This is a genomic window from Nonomuraea sp. NPDC003201 (genome assembly GCF_053590415.1).
In genome coordinates this window covers 1-17,118 of sequence record NZ_JBSFTC010000049.1, presented here as the reverse complement: position 1 = coordinate 17,118, position 17,118 = coordinate 1, and the positions used below count along the sequence as shown (strand labels likewise).

The 17,118-nt window shown below is 69.2% G+C and carries 15 protein-coding genes; 2 read left to right on the top strand and 13 right to left on the bottom strand.

What is annotated here, in order from left to right:
• Positions 1-34 precede the first annotated feature (34 nt).
• The 12 genes from ACWDX9_RS19905 to ACWDX9_RS19850 all read right to left on the bottom strand — a co-directional run bounded on the left by ACWDX9_RS19905 (position 35) and on the right by ACWDX9_RS19850 (position 12,584).
• Positions 35-703: a response regulator gene (locus ACWDX9_RS19905; protein WP_449955840.1), complete on the bottom strand. Its 669-nt coding sequence runs from the start codon at positions 701-703 to the stop codon at positions 35-37.
• Positions 700-3,240, bottom strand: coding sequence for a DUF4118 domain-containing protein (locus ACWDX9_RS19900; protein WP_449955837.1), 2,541 nt, complete (start codon positions 3,238-3,240; stop codon positions 700-702). Before ACWDX9_RS19900 ends, ACWDX9_RS19905 begins: the two co-directional genes overlap by 4 nt.
• A complete protein-coding gene (locus ACWDX9_RS19895) occupies positions 3,237-4,073 on the bottom strand; it encodes a potassium-transporting ATPase subunit C (protein WP_449955835.1) in 837 nt (278 codons plus the stop codon). Before ACWDX9_RS19895 ends, ACWDX9_RS19900 begins: the two co-directional genes overlap by 4 nt.
• Complete coding sequence (gene kdpB / locus ACWDX9_RS19890) at positions 4,073-6,169, bottom strand: potassium-transporting ATPase subunit KdpB (protein ID WP_449955833.1); 2,097 nt, start codon at positions 6,167-6,169, stop codon at positions 4,073-4,075. The genes ACWDX9_RS19895 and kdpB overlap by 1 nt, the downstream gene beginning before the upstream one ends.
• Position 6,170: 1 nt before the next feature.
• On the bottom strand, positions 6,171-7,832 hold the full coding sequence (kdpA, locus tag ACWDX9_RS19885; RefSeq protein WP_449955831.1) for a potassium-transporting ATPase subunit KdpA: 1,662 nt from the start codon (positions 7,830-7,832) through the stop codon (positions 6,171-6,173).
• Positions 7,832-7,921, bottom strand: coding sequence for a K(+)-transporting ATPase subunit F (kdpF, locus tag ACWDX9_RS19880; RefSeq protein ID WP_350737184.1), 90 nt, complete (start codon positions 7,919-7,921; stop codon positions 7,832-7,834). The genes kdpA and kdpF overlap by 1 nt, the downstream gene beginning before the upstream one ends.
• 896 nt (positions 7,922-8,817) lie before the next feature.
• Positions 8,818-8,991 (bottom strand): hypothetical protein, encoded by a 174-nt coding sequence (locus ACWDX9_RS19875; protein WP_449955828.1) that lies wholly within the window; start codon positions 8,989-8,991, stop codon positions 8,818-8,820.
• 53 nt (positions 8,992-9,044) lie between these two features.
• On the bottom strand, positions 9,045-10,262 hold the full coding sequence (locus ACWDX9_RS19870) for a cytochrome P450 (RefSeq protein ID WP_449955825.1): 1,218 nt from the start codon (positions 10,260-10,262) through the stop codon (positions 9,045-9,047).
• Positions 10,263-10,311: 49 nt separating this feature from the next.
• Entirely contained in the window at positions 10,312-11,073 is a 762-nt protein-coding gene (locus tag ACWDX9_RS19865) for an ABC transporter permease (protein WP_449955822.1), read from the bottom strand.
• Between the two features lie 10 nt (positions 11,074-11,083).
• Entirely contained in the window at positions 11,084-11,851 is a 768-nt protein-coding gene (locus tag ACWDX9_RS19860; protein WP_449955819.1) for an ABC transporter ATP-binding protein, read from the bottom strand.
• Entirely contained in the window at positions 11,851-12,252 is a 402-nt protein-coding gene (locus ACWDX9_RS19855; protein WP_449955817.1) for a DUF1048 domain-containing protein, read from the bottom strand. The genes ACWDX9_RS19860 and ACWDX9_RS19855 overlap by 1 nt, the downstream gene beginning before the upstream one ends.
• 2 nt (positions 12,253-12,254) lie before the next feature.
• The gene (locus ACWDX9_RS19850) at positions 12,255-12,584 is read right to left on the bottom strand and encodes a PadR family transcriptional regulator (protein ID WP_350737154.1); all 330 of its coding nucleotides are present in this window, start codon (positions 12,582-12,584) and stop codon (positions 12,255-12,257) included.
• Between the two features lie 371 nt (positions 12,585-12,955).
• On the opposite strand from ACWDX9_RS19850, the gene ACWDX9_RS19845 reads away from it, so the two are divergent.
• On the top strand, positions 12,956-14,902 hold the full coding sequence (locus ACWDX9_RS19845) for a potassium transporter Kup (RefSeq protein WP_449955814.1): 1,947 nt from the start codon (positions 12,956-12,958) through the stop codon (positions 14,900-14,902).
• A 57-nt stretch (positions 14,903-14,959) separates the two neighbouring features.
• Here ACWDX9_RS19845 and ACWDX9_RS19840 read toward each other — a convergent pair whose 3' ends face one another.
• The gene (locus tag ACWDX9_RS19840; protein WP_449955811.1) at positions 14,960-16,270 is read right to left on the bottom strand and encodes an erythromycin esterase family protein; all 1,311 of its coding nucleotides are present in this window, start codon (positions 16,268-16,270) and stop codon (positions 14,960-14,962) included.
• A gap of 61 nt (positions 16,271-16,331) precedes the next feature.
• On the opposite strand from ACWDX9_RS19840, the gene ACWDX9_RS19835 reads away from it, so the two are divergent.
• Entirely contained in the window at positions 16,332-16,883 is a 552-nt protein-coding gene (locus ACWDX9_RS19835; protein ID WP_449955808.1) for a helix-turn-helix domain-containing protein, read from the top strand.
• The last annotated feature ends 235 nt before the right edge of the window (positions 16,884-17,118 follow it).

The window sequence follows — 17,118 nt, the reverse complement described above, 5'->3', positions numbered from 1 at the left end:
GCAGGAGATCACCTGTTGTCAACTCCGAGCCGCGTCATGGGGTGAAGCGGTAGCCCATGCCCGGCTCGGTGATCAGGTGGACCGGGTGGGCCGGGTCGCGTTCGAGCTTCTTGCGCAACTGGGCCATGTACTGGCGCAGGTAGTGGGTCTCCTTGACGTGCTTGCTGCCCCACACCTCCGTCAGCAGGTAGCGCTGGGGGATGAGCTTGCCGGGGTTGCGCAGCAGGATCTCCAGGATGTGCCATTCGGTGGGGGTGAGCCGCTGGCCACCCGAGATGGTCTTGCCGACGAGGTCCACCGTGTGGTCGCCGATCTGGATGCTGGCCAGCTCGGCCTCGTGGATGGCGGCGCGGCGGGAGACGGCCCGGACGCGGGCCAGGAACTCCTCGATGCTGAACGGTTTCGTCACGTAGTCGTCGGCGCCGGCGTCCAGAGCATCGATCTTGTCCTGGTTCCCGGCCCGGCCGGACAGCACCACGATCGGGATCCGGGTCCAGCCGCGCAGGCCGTGGATGACGTCGACGCCGTCGATGTCGGGCAGGCCGAGGTCGAGCACGACGAGGTCGGGATGCCATTCGGCGGCTTCGCGCAGCGCGGAGGAGCCGTTCTCGGCGACGGCGACCTCGTACTGGCGGGCGGCCAGGTTGATGCGCAGGGCCCGCAGGATCTGCGGTTCGTCGTCGACGACGAGGATCTTGGTCATACTGTCACCGCCTGGGATGAGATGGGCATCTGGACGGTCATGGTGAGACCTCCCCCTGGTGTCTCTTCCGGTATGAGCGTGCCGCCCATGGCCTCGGTCAGGCCGCGGGAGAGCGCGAGCCCGAGGCCGACGCCCGTGCCGTTGTCGCGGTCGCCGAGCCGCTGGAACGGCTGGAAGACCCGGTCGCGGGCCTCGGGCGGGATGCCGGGACCGCGGTCGATGACGCGGATCTCCACCTGCTCGTCGTGCCAGCTGGCGGTGATGAGCACCTTCCGGCCGGCGGGGCTGTAGCGGACGGCGTTGGTCATCAGGTTGACCAGGACGCGCTCCAGCAGGGCGGGGTCGGCGACGATCTCGGGGAGTTCGATGGAGATGTCGCCCTCGACGCGGTCGCGCAGCGATCCGAGGTCGTCGATCGCCCGGGGCACGACCTCTTCCAGGGCGACCGGCTGGAGCGACAGGCCGAGCACTCCGGCCTGCAGCCGGCTCATGTCGAGCAGGTTCTCCACCAGCCGGTCGAGGCGGCCCAGCGATTCATGGGCGGTGTCGAGCAGTTCGTCGCGGTCCTGGGGAGACCAGTCGATGTCGGAGCTGCGCAGGCTGTCGACGGAGGCCTTGGCGGCGGCCAGCGGGGTGCGCAGGTCGTGGCTGACGGCGGCCAGCAGGGCGGTGCGCATCTTGTCGGCCTCGGCCAGCGGCTTGGCCTGCTCGGCCTCCTCCTCCAGGCGTTCCTGCCGCAGCGCGACGGCGGCTTCGGCGGCGAACGCCTCCAGCACCCGCCGGTCGCTGGCGTCCAGCAGCCGGCCGCGGGCGGCGAGCACGAGCCGGTCGCTGATCTGCACGTCGGTGTCGGCCGCGCCGGGGTTGGTGCACGGGGTCTGGCCGGTGGTGGCGATGATGCGCCAGGCGGCGGGCTCGGACTGGTCGTCCGGGGTGGGCTCGCCGAGGCGTTCGAGCAGGGTGACCGAGTCCAGCCCGAACGTCTCGCGCAGGCGGCCGAGCAGCGACGGCAGCGCCGCCTCGCCGCGCAGCACGTGCCCGGCCAGCGTGGACAGCGCCTCGGCGTCCGCGCTCGCGCGGGCGGCCTGTCTGGTACGGCGGGCGGCGAGGTCCACGATCGAGCTGACCGCCGCCGCGACCAGCACGAACACGACCAGCGCGAACAGGTTCTCCGGATCGTTGATGGTGAACTCGCCGAGCGGCGGCGTGAAGTACCAGTTGAGCAGCAGCGATCCGCCGACGGCCGCGGTGACGGCCGGCCACATGCCACCGGCCAGCGCGACCCCGACGGTCAGGCAGAGGAAGAACAGGATCTCGCTGGGCAGCGACAGCACGTCCCTGAACGGCGCGAGCAGGGCCGTGAGCAGCGGCATCCCGGCCACCGCCAGCGCCCAGCCGGTCAGGCGGCGCTTCCTGGTCAACGCGGCCCGGGAGCGTTCGGGACGCCTGCGCCCCTGCTTGGCCTCCTCGTGGGTGATCATGTGGACGTCGATGGAGCCGGACAGGGCCGTGGTCTCCACTCCGACGCCCCGCGAGAAGATCTGCGCGAAGCGGCCTCTCCGCGACGCTCCGAGGACGAGCTGGGTGGCGTTGACGCCGCGGGCGAAGTCGAGCAGCGCCTGGGGGATGTCGTCGCCGACGACCTGGTGGTAGGTGCCGCCCATGCTCTCGACCAGCGTGCGCTGGCGGGCCAGGTTGGCCGGGTCGCCGCCGGCCAGCCCGTCGGCGCTGGTGACGTGGACGGCCAGCAGGTCGGCGCCCTTGGTGCGGGCGGCGATGCGGGCCGCCCGGCGCACCAGCGTGTCGCCTTCCGGGCCGCCGGTCAGCGCGACCACGACGCGTTCCCGGGTCTCCCAGGTGGTGGCGATGCCGTGCTCGGCGCGGTAGCGGTCGAGCTGGTCGTCGACCTTTCCCGCGACCCAGAGAAGGGCGAGCTCACGGAGGGCCGTGAGGTTGCCGACGCGGAAGTAGTTCGACAGGGCGGCGTCGACCTTCTCGGGCATGTACACGTTGCCGTGGGCCATGCGGCGGCGCAGCGCCTCCGGCGACATGTCGACCAGCTCGACCTGGTCGGCGCGGCGCACCACCTCGTCGGGGACGGTCTCGCGCTGCGGGATTCCGGTGATCTCCTGGACGACGTCGTTGACGGACTCCAGGTGCTGGATGTTCACCGTCGAGATGACGTCGATCCCGGCGTCCAGGATGTCGTCGATGTCCTGCCAGCGCTTGACGTTCCCGGAGCCGGGCACGTTGGTGTGGGCCAGCTCGTCGATCAGCGCGATCTTCGGCTTGCGCTCGATGACGGCGTCCACGTCCAGTTCGGTGAAGGTGGCCCCGCGATAGACCAGCGTCCTGCGCGGGATCACCTCCATGCCCTCCAGGAGGGCCGCGGTGCGGGCGCGGCCGTGGGTCTCGACGAAGCCCACGACCACGTCCCGGCCGCGTTCCATGCCGCGACGGCCCTCGCAGAGCATCGCGTACGTCTTGCCGACCCCGGGCGCCGCCCCGAGGTAGACCCGCAGGCGGCCCCGGCTCACGACCGATCCAGCGCCAGGTTGAGCTCGAGGACGTTGACGGCGGGTTCGCCCATGAAGCCGAGCACCCGGCCGGTCGTGTTCTCGTCGATGAGCGCCTTGACCCTGTCCAGGGCCAGGCCGCGTTCCCTGGCCACCCGGGGAGCCTGGAGCTCGGCGTAGGCGACGGAGATGTGCGGGTCCAGGCCCGATCCGCTCGCGGTCACCGCGTCCGCGGGCACCGGCACCCGGTTCACCTCACCGCGCACGGGCACGGTCCGGCCGGCGGCGTAGTCCTCGCCGGGCTTGGCGCACTCCACCTTCAGCCCCTGGTAGGCGGCGACGAAGGGGGCGGCCGGGCAGGCCTGGTTGACACTGACGGCCCGGTCGGGGAAGACCTTCAGCACCGCGCCGACCCCGTTGGAGGTGCAGTACGGGCGGGCGCCGCTGACGCCCTCCAGCTCGCCGACCGCCTTGGACCGGGCGCACACCCGGGTCAGCAGCGACTGCCTGCCCTCGGCGCCCGGCACCGGCAGCACGTCGACGACGTCCTCGGGGCCGAGGTTGCTGGCCCCGGTCGAGGTCGGGTCGTAGCCGTCGCCGGCGGCCGACGGGCGGGACTGGAAGTACTTCTTGACCGCCTTGCCGTCGGCGTCGGTGAAGGACTGGCCGATGATCGCGCTGCCCACGTCCTTGCCGCCGGCCCGCACGATCGAGCCGTTGGCCTTGCCGTTGAACAGCGCCTGCGCGATCCCGGTGGTGGCCAGCGGATAGATCAGGCCGAGCAGCACGGTCAGGACGGCCACGGCCCTGATCGCGGCCAGATGCCGGCGCAGCCAGCTGGGTAGACGGTCCATTACGACATCCCCGGAAGAAACTGGATGAACAGGTCGATGATCTTGATGCCGGCGAACGGCGCGACGATGCCGCCCAGGCCGTAGACATAGAGGTTGCGGGAGAGCAGCTTGGAGGCGCTGGAGGGCCGGTGCCGGACGCCGCGCAGCGCCAGCGGGATCAGCGCGATGATGACCAGCGCGTTGAACACGACCGCGGACAGGATCGCCGACTGCGGGCTGGCCAGGCGCATGACGTTCAGGGCGTCCAGGCCCGGGTAGACGGCCGCGAACATGGCCGGGATGATCGCGAAGTACTTCGCGATGTCGTTGGCGATGGAGAACGTGGTCAGCGCGCCGCGGGTGATGAGCAGCTGCTTGCCGATCTCGACGATCTCGATCAGCTTGGTCGGGTTGGAGTCGAGGTCCACCATGTTCCCGGCCTCCTTGGCGGCCGAGGTGCCGGTGTTCATCGCCACGCCGACGTCCGACTGGGCCAGGGCGGGGGCGTCGTTGGTGCCGTCGCCGGTCATCGCGACCAGCCGTCCGCCCTGCTGCTCCTTCCTGATCAGGGCCAGCTTGTCCTCGGGGGTGGCCTCGGCCAGGAAGTCGTCCACGCCGGCCTCGTCCGCGATGGCCTTGGCGGTCAGCGGGTTGTCGCCGGTGATCATGACGGTGCGGATGCCCATGCGGCGCATCTCGTCGAAGCGTTCGCGCATGCCCTGCTTGACCACGTCCTTGAGGTGGATGACCCCGAGCACGCGGCCCTTCTCCGCGACGACCAGCGGAGTCCCGCCGGAGCCGGAGATGCCGTCCACGATGTGCCCGACCTCGTCGGTGGGGTGGCCGCCCCGGTCGCGGACCCACTTCATCACCGCGGTCGCCGCGCCCTTGCGGACCTGCCGCTCGCCCAGGTTGACCCCGGACATGCGGGTCTGGGCGGTGAACTGCACCCACTCGGCGCCGTGGATCTCCCGCTCGCGCAGGCCGTAGCGCTGCTTGGCGAAGACCACGATTGAGCGGCCCTCCGGGGTCTCGTCGGCCAGGCTGGACAGCTGCGCCGCCTCCGCGAGTTCGGCCTCGGTGACGCCGTTCACGGGGACGAACTCCGACGCCTGCCGGTTGCCCAGGGTGATCGTGCCGGTCTTGTCCAGCAGCAGCGTGGACACGTCCCCGGCGGCCTCGACCGCGCGGCCGGACATGGCGAGGACGTTGCGCTGGACGAGGCGGTCCATGCCCGCGATGCCGATCGCCGACAGTAGCGCGCCGATCGTGGTCGGGATCAGGCACACCAGCAGCGAGACCAGCACCACGCCGGTGACGCCGTCGGCGTTCAGCGCGAGCGAGTCCGGCACGCCCGGGTTGGTGAGCTTGGAGTAGATGGCCAGCGGCTGCATGGTGACGGTGGCCACCAGGAAGATGATCGTCAGCGCGGCCAGCAGGATGTTGAGGGCGATCTCGTTCGGCGTCTTCTGCCGGTTCGCCCCCTCGACCAGGGCGATCATGCGGTCGATGAAGCTCTCGCCGGGCTTCTGGGTGATCTGGACGACGATCCGGTCGGACAGCACCTTGGTGCCGCCGGTGACCGCCGAGCGGTCGCCGCCGGACTCGCGGATCACCGGGGCGGACTCGCCGGTGATGGCCGACTCGTCCACCGACGCGATGCCCTCGACCACGTCGCCGTCGCCGGGGATGGTCTCCCCGGCCTCGACGATCACGAAGTCGCCCTGCCGCAGCTCGGGCGCGCCGACCACGTCCCAGTCCGTGGACGTGCGGCTCTTGAGACGGCGGGCCTGGGTGTCGGTCTTGGCCTTGCGCAACGTGGCCGCCTGCGCCTTGCCGCGCCCCTCGGCGACGGCCTCGGCCAGGTTGGCGAAGACGGCGGTCAGCCAGAGCCAGACCACGATGGCCCAGGCGAAGAACGACGGGTCGAGGATCGCCAGCACGGTGGTGAACGCGGCGCCGACCTCGACGATGAGCATCACCGGGTTGCGCCACAGCGTGGCCGGGTTGAGCTTCTTCAGCGCGTCTGGCAGCGACCTCAGCAGCTGCTTCGGATCGAGCAGACCGCCGCCCACGCGGCCGTTCCGCTCCGCTGTCTTGAGCGCGGGGGATGACATGTCAGGACAGTCCTTCTGCGATGGGGCCGAGCGCGAGCGCCGGGAGGTAGGTGAGGGCGACCAGGATGATCGTCACGCCGACGACCATGCCGACGAACTGCGGCCGGTGCGTCGGCAGCGTGCCGGCGCTCTCGGGGACCGGCGACTGCGCGGCCAGCGATCCGGCCAGCGCCAGCACCAGGATGATCGGCAGGAACCGGCCGAACGCCATGCACAGGCCGAGCGCCACGTCGTACCAGGGTGTGTTGACGGTGATCCCGGCGAAGGCGGAGCCGTTGTTGTTGGAGGCGCTGGTGAACGCGTACAGCACTTCGGACAGGCCGTGCGGGCCCGCGTTCAGCATGCTGGCCCGCTGCTGCGCCGAGCCCATCGCGAACGCCGTGCCGACCAGCACCAGCACCGGCGTGACCAGGAAGTACAGGGAGGCCAGCTTGATCTCGCGCGAGCTGATCTTCTTGCCCAGGTATTCGGGGGTGCGGCCGACCATCAGCCCGGCCACGAACACCGTGATCACGGCCAGGATCAGCATGCCGTACAGGCCGGAGCCGACCCCGCCGGGCGCGACCTCGCCCAGCATCATGTTGAACAGCGTCATCATGCCGCCGAACGGCGTGTAGGAGTCGTGGAAGGAGTTGACCGCGCCGGTGCTGGTCAGCGTGGTGGCGGCGGCGAAGGTGGCCGAGTCGGAGACGCCGAAGCGGACCTCCTTGCCCTCCATCGCCGCCCCGACGGCCTGCGGCACGGTCGCGTGCCCGCCCAGCTCGAAGACGTTGGTGAGCAGCACGCTGGCCAGCGCGATCACGCCCATCACGGCGAGGATCGCGTACCCCTGCCTGACCTGCCCGACCATCTTGCCGAAGGTGCGCGTCAGCGTGAACGGGATGACCAGGATCAGGAAGATCTCCAGCCAGTTCGTCCAGGTGGTGGCGTTCTCGAACGGGTGGGCCGAGTTGGCGTTGTAGAAGCCGCCGCCGTTGGTGCCCAGCTCCTTGATGACCTCCTGCGAGGCGACCGGGCCGCCGGTGATCGGCTGGGTGCCGCCGGTCAGCGTGGTGATCTCGTGCGGGCCGGAGAAGTTCTGGATCAGCCCGCCGGCCACCAGCACCAGAGCGCCGACGAAGGCGATCGGCAGCAGGATCCGGAGCGAACCGCGGACCAGGTCCACCCAGAAGTTGCCGATCGTGTCGGAGGTGCGCCGGGCGAACCCGCGCACCAGGGCGATGGCCACGGCCATGCCCACCGACGCCGAGACGAAGTTCTGCACCGCCAGCGCGGCCATCTGGGTCAGGTGGCCCATCGTGGACTCGCCGGAGTAGGCCTGCCAGTTGGTGTTGGTGACGAAGCTGATCGCTGTGTTCCAGGCGATGTGGTCGGTGACCGGCTTCATCCCGACGCTGAGCGGCAGCTTGTCCTGCAGCCGCTGGATCGCGTACACGAACAGGATCGAGACCAGCGAGAACGCCAGCAGGCTGCGGGCGTAGACACCCCAGCTCTGCTCGGCGTCCGCGCGCACCCCGAGCAGCCGGTAGATCACGCGCTCGACGGCGTTGTGCTTGGCGCTCGTGTAGACCCGGTGCATGTAGTCGCCGAACGGCTTGTGCACCAGGGCCAGAGCGGCGATCAGGGAGACGATGAAGATCATCCCTGCGAGGGCCGTGCTCATCAGAAGCGCTCCGGGAACAGCAGGGCCACGACCATGAAGATCACCAGACCGGCGACCACGATCAGGCCGGCGGCATTGACGGCACTCACAGCCGCTCCACCGCCTTCACCACGAGCCCGAAGATCACGAAGATCGCGATCGTCAGGGCGACGAAGATGACGTCAGCCATCCCCACTCCTCAATCTGGACATGTTTGTTCGGTCGCGCCCATCTCGGGCGGCGCCAAGGCAAGCAAACTCCGAGATTTGGGGCGTTTTTCCTTTCTTGACGGGTTCCATACGGCTGGAGCCTGATTTTTGACGGCATCTCTACGCGCCGCTCCGAGCGCGCCTCGGAGTTCCCCGGTCTTCGGCGGAGGTGGCGTCCCGCCGCTGACCCGGGAGGTGCTGCCCGGCCTCGTAGGTTTCACATAGGTATTGGGGCGTTTTGCGTCTTAAATGCGTATATATGGACGCCCCTGGGAGTGCATCGGGATCAGCATGTTCTCCATGTCCATCGTGAAAACTCCCACCGCCAAGGAGCCTGCCGATACCGGCGAACGGCATCGCCTGTCCGTCGTCGGCGGCCTGGCCGCGCTTTCCCTGGACGCGATGGCGTCGGTGGCGTACGGGCCCGAGGCGATCGTGCTGGTGCTCGCCCTCGCGGGCGGCGCCGGGCTCGGCTTCACCCTCCCGGTCACGCTGACCATCGCGGGCCTGCTGGCCGTGCTCACCCTCTCCTACCGGCAGGTCATCGCCGCCTTCCCCGACGGCGGCGGCGCGTACGGGGTGGCCAGGACGTACCTCACGCCTTGCGCTGCAGGTTTCAGCCTGACGGCGCCGACAATGGGATCCGGTGCCCAGCCGGGCAGGTCACGGTGCTGTCAGCGGTGTAGATGGCATGGAGGGGTCGAACCTGCCGGGCCCGGGTCCGGCACAGCGGTGCGGGTTTACTCGAGGCGCGATGCCCGGCGGCGGGCGTCGGCCAGGGGAGCTGCGCAGCCCCGTCAGGCGGCGTCGAGGGCTGCGGTGATCTTGCGGATCATGTCGGCCAGGGTGGAGCCCTCGGTAGCGATCTTGTGGGGATTGCCGGTGGCGTCGGCGGCGGCCAGCAGCGAGACGGCGCCGTAGGCGGCGGTGCGCAGGGTGAGCTTGTCCTGGTCGGTAAGCGTGATGGACATGGTGGTGCGCTCCTTTCGCGGCACGGGGACAGGTGCTGGTCAGCGCCGGGCGGTCACGCGTCCCAGGTGACCGGGAGGCTCTTGACGCCGTAGATGTCGGCGGTCTCCGGGCGCAGGGCGACCTCGTCGGCCGGTACGGCCAGGCGCAGCGTGGGGAAGCGGTTGAGCAGCGCGGGGAGCGCTACGCGCAGCTCGACGCGGGCCAGCTGCTGGCCCAGGCACTGGTGGATGCCGTGGCTGAAGGCCAGGTGCCCGCCGTCCTGCCTGCTGATGTCGAGCACATGGGGGTCGGTGAAGCGCTCGGGGTCGCGGTTGGCGGTGGCGTACGACAGGATGACCGTCGAGCCGGCCTTGACGGTCTGGCCGCCCAGCTCGACGTCCTCCAGCGCGACCCTGGCGAACTGCTTGGCGACGCTCAGATACCGCAGCAGCTCCTCCACGGCCGGTTCGGCGAGCGCGGGCTCGGCGCGCAACGCCGCCAGCTGCTCCGGGTTCTGCAGCAGCGCGAAGGTGCCCAGCGCCAGCATGTTCGCGGTGGTGTCGAAGCCGGCCGACAGCAGGATCAGGGCCATGCCCTGCAACTCCTCATCGGTCAGATCGCCGTCCATGAGGTCGCTGAGCACGTCGTCGGTGGGGTTGGCGCGCTTGGCGGCCACGAGCTGCGCGAGGTACTGCTGGGTGGCGGTGTAGGCGGCGATCAGTTCCTCGTCGCTGACCTCTCCGCCGAGGAACTTGTCGATGTTGTCCTGGAAGGAGCCCCGGTCCTCGTACGGCACGCCCAGCAGCTCGCAGATGATGACGGCGGGGATGGGCTTGGCGAAGGCGGTCACCAGGTCCGCCGACGGTCCGGCCTTCTCCATGGCGTCCAGGTGCTCGGCGGTGACCTGCTCGACCCGCTCGGTGAGCAGGCGCATCCGCCGGACCGTGAACTTGCCGACCAGCGGTTTGCGGTAACGGCTGTGCTGCGGGTCGTCCATGAGCAGGAACTCGCCGGGCGGCGCCGGAGGGACCTCGATGTCGCCGTACTCGCTGTAGTCGATCAGCGGGTGGTGGCGCATGAGCTCCTTGCGCGAGCTGAACCGCGCGTCGGCCAGGACCGACCTGGCCAGGTCGTAGCCGGTGATCAGCCAGCCCTCGTGCCCGTCGGGGAACGGGAAGCGGCTGATCGGGCCGTGCTCGCGCGCCTGGATCAGCTCCTTGGGCGGGTCGAAGGGGCAGCCGGGCTGACGCGCCGTCGGCATCGTGGTGAGGGTGTGGAGGGATTCAGTCATGACCGTTCCTTCGTTGCAATGAATGGCGGCGTGAGCCGAGCCGAGGTAGTCAGGAGATCTTGCGGCGGTAGGCGTTCATGGCGAAGACGTACGCGACGGCGAGGATGCCGACACACCAGGCCAGGGCGACCCAGACGTCGGTGCCGACCGGCTGCTGGCTGAACAGGGCGCGGATGGCGTTGACGATGGAGGTCACCGGCTGGTGCTCGGCGAAGAAGCGCACCGGGCCGGGCATGGTGGCGGTGGGTACGAAGGCCGAGCTGAGGAACGGCAGGAAGATGAGCGGGTAGGAGAACGCGCTCGCGCCTTCCATGGTCTTCGCGGTCAGGCCGGGGATGATGGCGATCCACGTCAATGCCAGGGTGAACAGGATCAGGACGCCGGCGACGGCGAGCCATGCCTGCACTCCCGCCGCCGAGCGGAAGCCCATGAGCAGGGCGACGAGCACGACGACCACGAGCGAGATCAGGTTGGCGACCAGCGAGGTCAGCACGTGCGCCCACAGCACGGACGAGCGCGCGGTCGGCATGGACTGGAATCGCTCGAAGATGCCGCTCTTCATGTCCATGAACAGCCGGAACGCGGTGTAGGCGACGCCCGAGGCGACCGTGATGAGCAGGATGCCGGGAAGCTGGTAGTTCACGTACGAGTCCGACCCGGTGTTGATCGCGCCGCCGAACACGTAGACGAACATCAGCATCATGGCGATCGGCATGACCGCGGTCGTGATGATGGTGTCCGGGCTGCGCGTGATGTGGCGCAGGGATCGTCCCAGCAGGACGGTGGTGTCGCCGAAGAAGTGCTTGGTCATCGTGGTTCCCCTAGGTGTTGTTGGTGGCGACGAGGGAGAGGAAGACGTCCTCGAGGGTGGGCTGCTTTTCCACGTATTCGACCTTGGCGGGCGGGAGCAGCTGCTTGAGCTCGTCCAGGGTGCCGTTCACGATGATCCGGCCCTCGTGCAGGATCGCGATCCGGTCGGCGAGTTGTTCGGCCTCGTCCAGGTACTGCGTCGTCAGCAGCACCGTCGTACCCCGGCGGGCGAGTTCCTTGACGGCCTGCCACACCTCGATGCGCGCCTGGGGGTCGAGCCCGGTGGTCGGCTCGTCGAGGAAGATGACCGGCGGGTTTCCGATGAGGCTCATGGCGATGTCGAGGCGGCGGCGCATGCCGCCCGAATAGGTGGCCACCTTCCGCGCGCCGGCGTCGGTCAGCGAGAAACGGGCGAGCAGGTCATCGGCGACCTTGCCCGGGTTCTTGAGGTGCCGTAGCCGGGCGACCAGTACGAGGTTCTCCCGCCCGCTGAGGATCTCGTCGACGGCGGCGAACTGTCCGGTGAGGCTGATGGACTCCCGCACGTCGCCGGCCTGCGTGGCGACATCGAAGCCGTTCACGCTCGCCGTGCCCGCGTCGGCCTTGAGCAGTGTGGACAGGATTTTCACGGCGGTGGTCTTGCCTGCCCCGTTCGAGCCGAGCAGGGCGAAGATGCTGCCGGGCGCCACCTCGAAGTCCACGCCGCGCAGCACGTGTAGTTCCTTGTACGACTTCTCCAGGCCTCGCACCTGGATCGCCTGGGCTTGCTGTTTCGTCATCAGCTGGTCCTGTCTTCTGTGTCTTCGCCGGCGGCGCGCGCGACGGCGCTGTTGAGGCGGTTTCGCTCCCGGGCTCGCCACTGCCCGATGGGGTAGTTCTGTGCGAACGCCTCGACGAACTCCACGGGGTCCTCCCCGAAGATGTCGCGGATCGGGGTTCCGTCCGCCGCGCTCCGTTCGAACAGGTCGGCGAGGTCCTCGTACATCGCGATCGAGCCTTCCACCGGCCCGGTGTGGATCAGGTACCGATCCAGCGCTTCTACCGCCGTGCGGTAGTTCTCGGGAAGCTGCTTGATGCGCGCCTTGTACTGCCGGTAGCGCCGCTTCTCCTCGAGCGACCCTGTGACCACCTCCAGGTACTGCAGGTAGCGGCTCTTCTGCTCGTTCGGCTCTGTGGCCATGCCTACTTACCTCCTTCATGGAGCTGTTCGAGCCGTTCTGCGAGGAAGCTCCAAGTCCTCCAGAACTCCTCGAGATACGCCTGTCCCTGAGCGTTGAGGGAGTACACCTTGCGCGGCGGCCCCTTCTCGGACGGGACCTTCTCCACGTCTACGAAGCCGCGCTGCTCGATCCTGACCAGCAGGGCGTAGATGGTGCCCTCGGCGATGTCGGAGAAGCCCTGATCCCGCAGCCACGCCGTGATCTCGTAGCCGTACGCGGGCCGACCGGACAGGATCGCGAGGACGATGCCCTCCAGCACGCCCTTGAGCATCTCCGTCATCTGCTTGCCCATGGAACATCCTTCAGCTACTCGGTAATGCTAGCTACTGGTACATAGTAACGCTGAATAGCTGAAAGGCAAGCCGGGATGTCGACCCTCGGCTTCGCCGTGGCGGATGTTCATGGCACCCACCATCGCCTGCCGCGCTGATATGGGGCCGTTGCCGTGCTGACATGGAACCTGGGGCGATGACGTTCGTGAGTTCAATGGCGGGCTGGATGCGGCTGCTCAGATCCGGGGGCCGAGGAAGCAGCGCGGTCGAACGCCTCCGGGGTGATCGTCTCGATCGAGCCGGCGGATGCATGGTGTCGACGTGACCGGTGCGGGTGATCTGGGCTACCGGCGGTTATGTTGAAGCATCGGTACCGCGATGGGGGAGCGTTGTGAGCGATCGTCGGCACGTGCCCGCGCCGCAGGCGGCTCGTGGTCCGGGCGCGCACGACGCGGTGCGGCTCGCGTCGGTGGTCGGTGCTCTCGGTGTGGTGTTCGGTGACATCGGGACCAGCCCCATCTACACCCTGCAGACGGTGTTCAACCCGAGCGACCCGCATCCCGTCCCGGTGAGCACGGAGAACGTGTTCGGGGTGGTGTCGCTGGTGTTCTGGTCAGTGATGATCATCGTCACGGTCACGTACGTGTTGCTGGCGATGCGCGCCGACAACGACGGTGAGGGCGGCATCATGGCGCTGATCACGCTGGTGCGGCGGTGGAGCACGCAGCGGGGCCGGCGGGCCGTCTCCGTGCTGGCGGCGCTGGGCATCTTCGGCGCTTCACTGTTCTTCGGGGACAGCATGATCACCCCGGCGATCTCGGTGCTGTCCGCGGTCGAAGGACTCAAGGTCGTCCAGCCGTCACTGGAAGAGCTCGTCGTGCCGATCACCGCGTTGATCATCGTACTGCTGTTCCTGGTGCAGCGCCGGGGGACCGCGGCCGTCGGCCGGGTGTTCGGGCCCGTGATGATCGCCTGGTTCGTGACCATCGGCGCGTGCGGCGTGGCCGGCATCGCCGAGCACCCGGACATCCTCAAGGCGCTGTCGCCGACGTACGCGATCGGCTTCCTGGCCGGTCATTTCGGCGTCGCCTTCTTCTCCCTGGCGGCGGTCGTGCTCGCCGTGACCGGTGCCGAGGCGTTGTACGCCGACATGGGCCACTTCGGCCGCCGGTCGATCAACCGCGCCTGGCTGATCCTCGTGTTCCCCGCCTGCGTTCTCAGCTATCTCGGCCAGGGCGCGCTGATCCTCGCCGATCCGGCCAACATCAGCAGCCCGTTCTTCCTGCTCGTCCCCGTCTGGGGGCGGCTGCCGATGGTCCTGCTGGCCACGGCGGCGACCGTGATCGCGTCCCAGGCGGTGATCACGGGCGCGTACTCGGTCGCCTCCCAGGCCGCGCAGCTCGGCTACCTGCCGCGGCTGCGGATCGCGCACACCTCCGAGTCCACCATGGGCCAGGTCTACGTCCCCTGGATCAACTGGCTGCTGATGGTCTCGGTGCTCACCCTGGTCTTCGCCTTCCGCAGCTCCACGGCGCTGGCCTTCGCGTTCGGCATGGCGGTGACCGGGACGATCACCATCACCACCCTGCTGTTCTTCTACGTGGCCCGCGCGAAGTGGGGCACACCGGTCTGGATCATCGGCCTCGGCGCGACCGTGCTGCTGTCGGTGGACCTGCTGTTCGTCGCGGCCAACCTGACCAAGCTCGTCCACGGCGCGTGGCTGCCGCTGCTGATCGGCCTCACCGCGTTCACCGTCATGACCACCTGGCAACGGGGCCGCGAGATCATCACCGCGGAGCGCGAACGGCGTGAAGGCTCGCTGCGCGAGTTCGTCGCCCGGCTGCGCACCGGGAAGGCGACGACGCTGCGGGTCCCGGGCACGGCCGTCTTCCTCAACCGGGGCAAGGAGACCGCGCCGCTGGCCATGCGCGCCAACGTCGAGCACAACCACGTGCGGCACGACCACGTCCTGATCATGTCCATCGAGACGGAGCCCGTGCCCCGCGTTCCGGCCGACCGGCGCATCGCCGTCGACGACCTCGGCTACGCCGACGACGGGATCTTCCACGTCACCGCCCGCTTCGGCTACATGGAGACCCCGGACGTCCTCGGCGCGCTGGCGCTGCTCGACCCGGCCATGACCGAGGGGCGGCTGCGGCTCGACCAGGCGTCCTACTTCCTGTCGAAGGTCGAGCTTCGGCGTGGCACGGCTCCGACGATGGCGCCGTGGCGCAAGCGGCTGTTCATCGCCACCTCGTACATCACCGCCGACGCCGCCGAGTACTTCGGCCTGCCCCGCGACCGCACGGTCATCATGGGCTCGCAGATCGAGGTCTAGCCCGACGGGGGTGATCTGGCGGGGGATGCGCCCGGACCTCGGGCGCGGATCGCCCGGCTACTGGGGCTTGTAGTGGGAGAACACGTCCCGCACCTCCCGCGGCGAACAGGCGAGCGCGACCTCGTCGGGGTCGGCGCCCGTGACGTGAGGCAGGTGCACGACGATGTCGTACGCGTCCAGCGCGCTCACAGGGGAGTAGTACGCGCCGACACCGGCGCGTTGCACGGTGGCACCCCGGACGGCCTCGGCGTCGGCCGGCGACAGTCGCCGCAGATCGGTGGCGAAGGGGCCGTCGTGGCCGGCGTGCATGAGGGCGTCGAGGCTGCCGGGCTCCGGTGCCTCCATCGGCGCGAAGAGGACACCGGCCTGGAAGGCCGCGAAGTCGGAGTTGAGCATGTGACCGGTTCCCGAGGTGGCGCCGATGACCAGGTAATCCTCGCCCAGCCGGTCGGCCAGGTGCATCCCCATCGGCGTCACCGGGTCCATGCCGGGGAGTGCGGCGGGCCCGCGCTGGACGTGGCCGTTGTGGGCGGCCAGGACGATCCGGTCCTGTCGGCGCAGGATCCATTCGACCGTGTCGGCGATCTCGGCATCTCGGTTGTACATCACGCTCTGCTGGTCGCCGCCGGTCATACCGCGGATGACGGACTCCAGGGTGAGCACGTGGCGCATGGATCGCAGCGCGCGCTCGTACTCCTCGGCGGTGGTGCGCCGGACGTACTCCAGGCGCCGGCCCTTCATGCGCGCGGCGAGGCCGGTGAGGCCCGCCGTCAGCGCGTCCTTCGTCTCGGGCGGGAGCTGGGCGTAGACGGCCATGGTCGCGGGAGCGGCGAACGCGGACGTCGCCGCGAAGGCCGAGGCCGTCTCCCGGATGGCCGGGTCGAGCTGGAAGCCGGGATCGGCCTGCGCGAGGTAGGCGAGCACGGCGTCCAGGGCGGGGATCAGGGAGGCGTTCTGGCCTCCTAGATCTATGCCGTAGAAGCCGACGGGGCGCTCGGCGGTGGCGTTGTGCCGGCGCATCCACTCCAGGTGGGCGCCCATCTGCCGCCAAAGGCCCGTCAGTGAGGTCAGGCCGCTCGCCATGATCTCGCCGAGCCGGTCCTCGCCGCCCCGGACCCAGGCGTCGGTACGCCGGCCCTCCGTGAATCCGGTCTCCATCGCGTACGCGCCGAACCCGTGCCGCTCGGTCAGGTAGCGCAGCAGTCGGTGGCGCAGCTCGTAGAACTCCCGGTTGTAGTGCGCGCTCTCGCCGATCGCCACCACCCGCGCGTCACCGATCGCGTCGTCCAGCCATTCCAGGTCGTCCAGCGCGGCGCCCGGGTCCAGCGTGCGCAGGGGGATCACCGCCTCGTCGCTGAGCAGTGCCATCGTTGCCCCTCTCGAATAGTTCCAACTTTGGGAACAGTACCAGTTATGGAAATATAGGAGAATGGACACGCTTGAATTGATCTTGCATCCCGTCAGGCTGCGCATCATGTGGGCACTGTCGGGCGGGCGCACCCGCACCACGTCCGACCTGTGCGAGAGCCTGCCCGACGTGCCCAAGACCACCCTGTACCGGCACGTCGGCCTGCTCGCCGACGCCGGGCTGCTGGAAGTCGCCGACGAGCAGCGGGTACGGGGGATGGTCGAGCGCTACTACCGGCTGCGGCAGCACGCCACCCACATCGATCTCGACACGGCCAAGGCGATGTCACTTCAGGACCACCGCCACGGGTTCGCGGCGGCCATGGCGGCGCTGCTCGCGGAGTTCAACGCCTATCTTGATCGGCCGGGCGCCGACCCGGTCGCGGATCGGGTGGGGTATCGGCAGGGGACGTTGTGGCTCACCTCGGAGGAGATGGAGGAAATCGCGGTTGAGCTGCGGGAGGTGCTCAGGGCGCGGACGGGGAACGGGCCCGGACCGGAGCGGCGACCGCATGTGATCAGCGCGATCTTCTTTCCGACGGAGGAGTGGGGGCAGGATGACGGAAGCCCGTGAACTCGTTCCGGACGGCAAATGCCCAGCCCGGCGAGGTCGGTCGTCGATTGCCTGGTAGAGGGCGGTCCAGAAGTCGTTGCGGTCGATCCGGAGTTCCTGGCTGAGCGCCTGCTGGGAGCAGGGGCCGACGGCGTCGAGCAGCTGGAGCACGAGGTGTCGCCGCCGTGGGGTTGTGGGCGGCCCGCGCCCCGAACTGGGCTCGTGTAGGGTCCCGATCTCAGAGACGCGTGTTCGG

Coding starts and splice junctions, on each gene's coding strand:
- kdpA (WP_449955831.1), bottom strand. CDS start 7,832: ATGAGCACGGCCCTCGCAGGGATGATCTTCATCGTCTCCCTGATCGCC.
- ACWDX9_RS19865 (WP_449955822.1), bottom strand. CDS start 11,073: ATGACCAAGCACTTCTTCGGCGACACCACCGTCCTGCTGGGACGATCC.
- ACWDX9_RS19850 (WP_350737154.1), bottom strand. CDS start 12,584: ATGGGCAAGCAGATGACGGAGATGCTCAAGGGCGTGCTGGAGGGCATC.
- ACWDX9_RS19835 (WP_449955808.1), top strand. CDS start 16,332: ATGGACACGCTTGAATTGATCTTGCATCCCGTCAGGCTGCGCATCATG.
- ACWDX9_RS19875 (WP_449955828.1), bottom strand. CDS start 8,991: ATGTCCATCACGCTTACCGACCAGGACAAGCTCACCCTGCGCACCGCC.
- ACWDX9_RS19840 (WP_449955811.1), bottom strand. CDS start 16,270: ATGGCACTGCTCAGCGACGAGGCGGTGATCCCCCTGCGCACGCTGGAC.
- ACWDX9_RS19895 (WP_449955835.1), bottom strand. CDS start 4,073: ATGGACCGTCTACCCAGCTGGCTGCGCCGGCATCTGGCCGCGATCAGG.
- ACWDX9_RS19855 (WP_449955817.1), bottom strand. CDS start 12,252: ATGGCCACAGAGCCGAACGAGCAGAAGAGCCGCTACCTGCAGTACCTG.
- ACWDX9_RS19870 (WP_449955825.1), bottom strand. CDS start 10,262: ATGACTGAATCCCTCCACACCCTCACCACGATGCCGACGGCGCGTCAG.
- kdpB (WP_449955833.1), bottom strand. CDS start 6,169: ATGTCATCCCCCGCGCTCAAGACAGCGGAGCGGAACGGCCGCGTGGGC.
- ACWDX9_RS19905 (WP_449955840.1), bottom strand. CDS start 703: ATGACCAAGATCCTCGTCGTCGACGACGAACCGCAGATCCTGCGGGCC.
- ACWDX9_RS19860 (WP_449955819.1), bottom strand. CDS start 11,851: ATGACGAAACAGCAAGCCCAGGCGATCCAGGTGCGAGGCCTGGAGAAG.